Here is a 4,758-nt window from a genome sequence, read left to right as displayed (position 1 = left end):
CGGCGACACGCTCGGGGTGTGGACGGCGGTGCGGCGGGCGGTGTCCGCTGAACACGCGCGGCTCGCGGCCCGTATCAGGGGTGGGCTCTCGACGACCGGAGGGCCTCGCGGTTCACGCCGCCCGCACGCGAAGGTTTCGGGAGCCCTGCAATGAGGCACGCACGACGACGGATCGTCCGGCGCGTCGCACGACTGGCGGCCGTCGGCGGACTCCTCGTGGGAGGGGGGATGGTGGGGCAGGCCGCCATGGCCGACGAGCCCGCACCGCCCGTCGCGGGCGCCCGCACCCTGGCGCAGACGGCCGGTGAGACCGGCGCGGCGCTGACGGAACGGCTCGGCGCGGACCGTACGGCGGGCAGCTGGGTCGGTACCGACGGGCGGCCGGTCGTCGCCGTCACCGACGGGAAGGCCGCCGCCGAGGTGCGCGCGGCGGGCGCCGAGGCGCACCTCGTACGGCACAGCATGAAGGAGTTGCGGTCGGCGACGGCCGCGCTGGCCGCCGCACCGCGTGTGCCCGGCACGGCCTGGGTGGTGGACTACCGCAGCAACGAGGTGGTGGTGCAGGGCGACCGCACCGTCTCCTCCACGGACTGGTCGCGGCTGACCGGGGTCGCGGAGGGCATCGGCGACTTCGTCCGCATGGAGCGCACCACCGGCACGTTCACCACGCGGCTGAACGGGGCGCTGCCGATCCTGTCGACCGGGGGGCGCTGCTCGGCCGGGTTCAACGTGACCGACGGGCGGCGGGACTTCATCCTGACGGCCGGGCACTGCGGGCCGGCGGGGACGGTGTGGTTCGGGGACGGGCGTGGTGTGCAGCAGCTGGGGCAGACCGTGAACTCCAGTTTTCCCGGGGGTGACTTCTCGCTGGTGCGGTACGCGAGCGGGCGGGCCGGGGACGGCGCCGATGTGGTGGCGGTCGGCGGCGGCAAGGGGGTCCGCATCACGGGCGTGGCCGATCCGACGGTCGGTCAGCGGGTGTTCCGCAGCGGCAGCACCAGCGGGCTGCGCGACGGGCGGGTGACGGGTCTGAACGCGACGGTGAACTATCCGGAGGGCACCGTCACGGGGCTGATCCGGACGACGGTGTGCGCCGAGCCCGGGGACAGCGGTGGTCCGCTGTTCTCCGAGGGCATCGCCCTCGGCATCACCTCCGGCGGCAGCGGTGACTGCACGACGGGCGGGGTGACGTTCTTCCAGCCGGTCACCAAGGCGCTGGACGCGCTGGGTGTGCGGCTGGTCGGCGCGGGGGCAGGGCAGCGACAGCAGGGCGCGGCACCGTCGGCGGCGCCCTCGCAGGGTGCCCTCTCCCCCGGCGCGGCATCGCCGGGCTCCTCGGTGCCGGTCTCGGGGGGCGGCACCGAGGAGCCGGCGCTGCTGTCGCGGCTCACGGACCGGCGCAACGCGGGTCCGGGGCTGCTGATCGTCGCGGGAAGCCTGGTGGCGCTGGTGGCGACCCGGTACATCCGCGACGAGCAGGACCGCCGGGCCTATCGGCGGCACTATTCCGCGACCTGGGGCTGAGACCCCGGGCACCAGGGGGCGCCGGGCCGTCGGGAGGCGACGGCCCGGGTCGCTGCGGGAGAGCTGTCAGGGGGCCCGGCGCCGAGGGTGCGGGACCGTGTCGGGCGGGGCGGGAGGACGGCCGGTGTCAGGCGGCCCTGGCCGGCCGGCGCTGGGCCGCGGCGGCCCACTCCAGGACGAGGCGCTGGTACTCCTCGCGCTGCTCGCCGGTCAGTGTCCCGCCGGACCGGAGCCACAGGGCCCTGATCTCCTCGTTGACCTCCGCGGCCGATCGCTCGGAGGCGGGTTCAACAGTGGTGGACATGCTGTGAAGCATACGGGCCCCGACGTGAAGACGACGTGAGTAAGAATGGAGAATTCGGGCATCTCGGACCGTGGTGATGGTCACGTCGATCATGGAGGGGTTGCGGGATTGCGATTGATGCCCTCCTCGTCCGCGGAAGGCAGCTGACCATGACGTTCTCCCTGGCCATCGTGGGCGCGGGGCAGTTCTCCGCCCGGTTCGCCGAGCTGTTCGCCGCGCATCCCGGCGTCGCCGCCGTGCATGTCGCCGATCTGCTGCCCGAGCGCGCCGAGCGCCTCGTCGCCGCGGAGGGGCTCGCCGGGACCTTCCCGTCGTACGAGGCCGTGCTGGACTCCCCCGCGATCGACGCGGTGGCCCTGTTCACCCAGCGCTGGACGCACGGGCCGCTCGTCCTGGCCGCGCTGCGGGCCGGCAAGCACGTCTTCTCCGCCGTCCCGATGGCGATCACCGTGGAGGAGGTCGCCGCGATCGTCGACGCGGTCCGGGCGAGCGGGCTGACGTACATGATGGGCGAGACCAGCCACTACCACCCGGCGACCGTGCACGCCCGGAACAAGATCGCCGAGGGCGCTTTCGGCCGGGTCTTCTACGCGGAGGGCGACTACGTCCACGACATGGACCTCGGCTTCTACGACGCCTACCGCTACAGCGGCGGTACGGAGTGGAAGGCGACGGCGAGCTGTCCCCCGCTGCTCTACTCGACGCACTCGGTGGGCGGGGTGCTCGGCGCCTGGCGGACCCGGGCGGTGAGCGTGTCGGCGATCGGGGTGCGCGACGAGCGCGGCGACGGCGTCTTCGACCGCTCGGTCAGCATGTTCGACAACGACGTCTCCAACGCCACCGCGCTGTTCGAGGTGGAGGGCGGAGGATCGTTCCGCACCAACGAGTTCCGCAGGGTCGGCTACCCCGCCTTCATCCGCGAGTCCCGGTTCCGCTTCTTCGGCACCGAGGCCAGCATGGAGCAGCTGGCGACGGTCGCGCTCTGGCAGGACAAGAAGGGCGTGCGGGACATCAGTGGACTGCTGGAGCCGAGGAAGCGCACCGACCCCGACGATCCGTCGCTGCGGCACGTGGCCCCCGAGCTGCGTGCCGCGTTCACCGCGGGGTGCGCGCCGGTGCACGACCGGTCGCGGCTGCCGCGCGTGTACGACACGCTGTCCAACGGGCACGAGGGCAGCCACCATTTCCTCGCCGACGACTTCGTGACCGCGGTGGACACCGGCACCCTGCCGCCGGTCAACGCCTGGGTGGCGGCCCGCTACACCCTGCCCGGCATCGTCGCACACGAGTCCGCGCGGCAGGGCGGGAAGCGGCTGGAGATCCCCGACTTCGGCGACCCGCCCGCGTCCTGAACGACACCGGCCGGCCCACCCCTGGGGGGCGGACCGGCCGGTCGTGCGGCGCGGCCGGCCCGAAAGGGAGACGGGCCGGCCGGTGCCCGTCAGGTGCCCGGCTTGCGGCCGTACACGTAGACGTCGTCGCCGTTCTTCAGCAGCGACCAGTAGGCCTTGGCGTCCTTCGGCGTCATGTTGACGCAGCCGTGCGAGCCCGGCGGGTTCCACATGCTGACGCCGACCGAGTGGAAGGCCTGGCCGCCGTCGAAGAACTGGCTGTACGGCATCGGCACGTTGTAGAGCGTCGACACGTGGTTCCTGTGCCGCCAGTAGATCTTCTTCAGCCCGGTCCGCGTCTCGTACCGGTCACGGCCGGTGCGCACCGGAACGGGGCCGTAGACCAGCTTCTTGCCGTCCTGGATCCAGCTGATCTGGAGGGTGAGGTCGACGCAGGCGATACGACCCTTGTTCACGGGGCATTTACCGGCCTTGTTGGGGTTCTTCCCCACGGCCTTCTGTTTGTTCATGAGGTTCATCACGCCCCAGGTGACCGGCCCGGCGTAGCCGATGTCGGGGGTGATGCCGTGCTTGGTCTGGAAGGCCCGGATCGCCTTGCAGTCGGCGGTGGACTGCTTGCCGTCCACCGGGCGGCCGAGGAACTTCTCGACCTGCTTCTGGTAGGGCCCGGCCGACCTGGTGCAACCGGGCGCCGCCTGCGCGGTACCCGCACCGGCCGCGAGTGTGAGGGGCGTCACCAGCGCGGTGATCCCGAGGGCGACGGCGCCCCGTCTGCGTATGTCCCCCATGGCAGGCCTCTTTCCGGTGTGTGCGGGGTGGTCTCTGCCGGGTAGACCCGTACGAGGGCACACCGGTTGTGGCGCGGCGCGTGCTGTGACGAAACGGTGAACTTTCGCCCCGTCAGCCGGGGGCGGGCGGTGCGGCAGGCGGGCGGGACGCGCACCGGGGCAGGCGGGGAGCGCCGGTCGGGTGGGTCTCCGCGTAGCACCGGTGACGGTGCCGTGACGATCGTCAGGGCGGATACGGTGCGGCCATGTCGTCGTTCGTACAGCAACTGCCCGCACTCCTCGGCGTCGTCATCGGCGCCCTCGGCTCGTATGTGGCGCTCGTCCGCAGCGACCGTGACCGGTTCCGGCGCGAGCAGCGGGCCCGGTGGGAGGAGCGGCGCCTCGCGGCGTACTCGGAGTGGGCGCTGGCCCTGAAGAAGTCCGTGACGCTGACCTACCGGGTCGCCTCCCACCTCGGCAACGACCCGCATCCGCACCCGCTGTCCCCGGCCGAGGCCGAGCCCCTGATGGCGGAGGCGAACGTGGCACGGGACCCGGCCGGAGAGGCACTGCTGATGCTGGGCAGCCGCGAGGTGGTGGAGAAGGCCCGGGCATGGGTGAGCGTGGTGCTGGAGATGGAACAGTTCCTGCGGGACGGCACCCGCGACCCCGCCGCCTGGCAGCGGCTGCTGGAGCGGCAACGCGCGGGCCGCGAGGCGTACTACGCCGCCGTACGCGAGGATCTCGCGCTGCCGCCCGGGCACAGCGCCCACCGGGCGCGGTGCCCGGGCGGGCGGGTGTAGGCGGCGGG

Annotated in this window: 5 protein-coding genes; 3 read left to right on the top strand and 2 right to left on the bottom strand. The window is 72.8% G+C overall.

Features of this window, described 5'->3' with window-relative positions; translation table 11 throughout:
- Window positions 1-150 precede the first annotated feature (150 nt).
- A complete protein-coding gene (locus tag MTQ10_RS27985) occupies window positions 151-1,524 on the top strand; it encodes a S1 family peptidase (protein ID WP_247473084.1) in 1,374 nt (457 codons plus the stop codon).
- Between the two features lie 127 nt (window positions 1,525-1,651).
- On the opposite strand, the gene MTQ10_RS27980 is transcribed toward MTQ10_RS27985, so the two are convergent.
- Window positions 1,652-1,840, bottom strand: a complete 189-nt coding sequence (locus MTQ10_RS27980; protein ID WP_247473083.1) for a hypothetical protein — start codon at window positions 1,838-1,840, stop codon at window positions 1,652-1,654.
- Window positions 1,841-1,977: 137 nt separating this feature from the next.
- Here MTQ10_RS27980 and MTQ10_RS27975 point away from each other — a divergent pair, with 137 nt between their 5' ends.
- A complete protein-coding gene (locus tag MTQ10_RS27975; RefSeq protein ID WP_247473082.1) occupies window positions 1,978-3,180 on the top strand; it encodes a Gfo/Idh/MocA family protein in 1,203 nt (400 codons plus the stop codon).
- An 89-nt stretch (window positions 3,181-3,269) separates the two neighbouring features.
- Here the strand turns inward: MTQ10_RS27975 and MTQ10_RS27970 are convergent, their stop codons facing one another.
- Complete coding sequence (locus MTQ10_RS27970) at window positions 3,270-3,968, bottom strand: L,D-transpeptidase family protein (protein WP_247473081.1); 699 nt, start codon at window positions 3,966-3,968, stop codon at window positions 3,270-3,272.
- Between the two features lie 245 nt (window positions 3,969-4,213).
- Between MTQ10_RS27970 and MTQ10_RS27965 the strand changes: the two genes are divergently transcribed.
- The gene (locus MTQ10_RS27965) at window positions 4,214-4,750 is read left to right on the top strand and encodes a hypothetical protein (protein WP_247473080.1); all 537 of its coding nucleotides are present in this window, start codon (window positions 4,214-4,216) and stop codon (window positions 4,748-4,750) included.
- The last annotated feature ends 8 nt before the right edge of the window (window positions 4,751-4,758 follow it).

This window comes from Streptomyces sp. XM83C (assembly GCF_023072675.1).
GTDB lineage: Bacteria > Actinomycetota > Actinomycetes > Streptomycetales > Streptomycetaceae > Streptomyces > Streptomyces thermocoprophilus.
The sequence above is the reverse complement of the archived record's forward strand: the minus strand, read 5'-3'. Positions and strand labels throughout refer to the sequence as shown.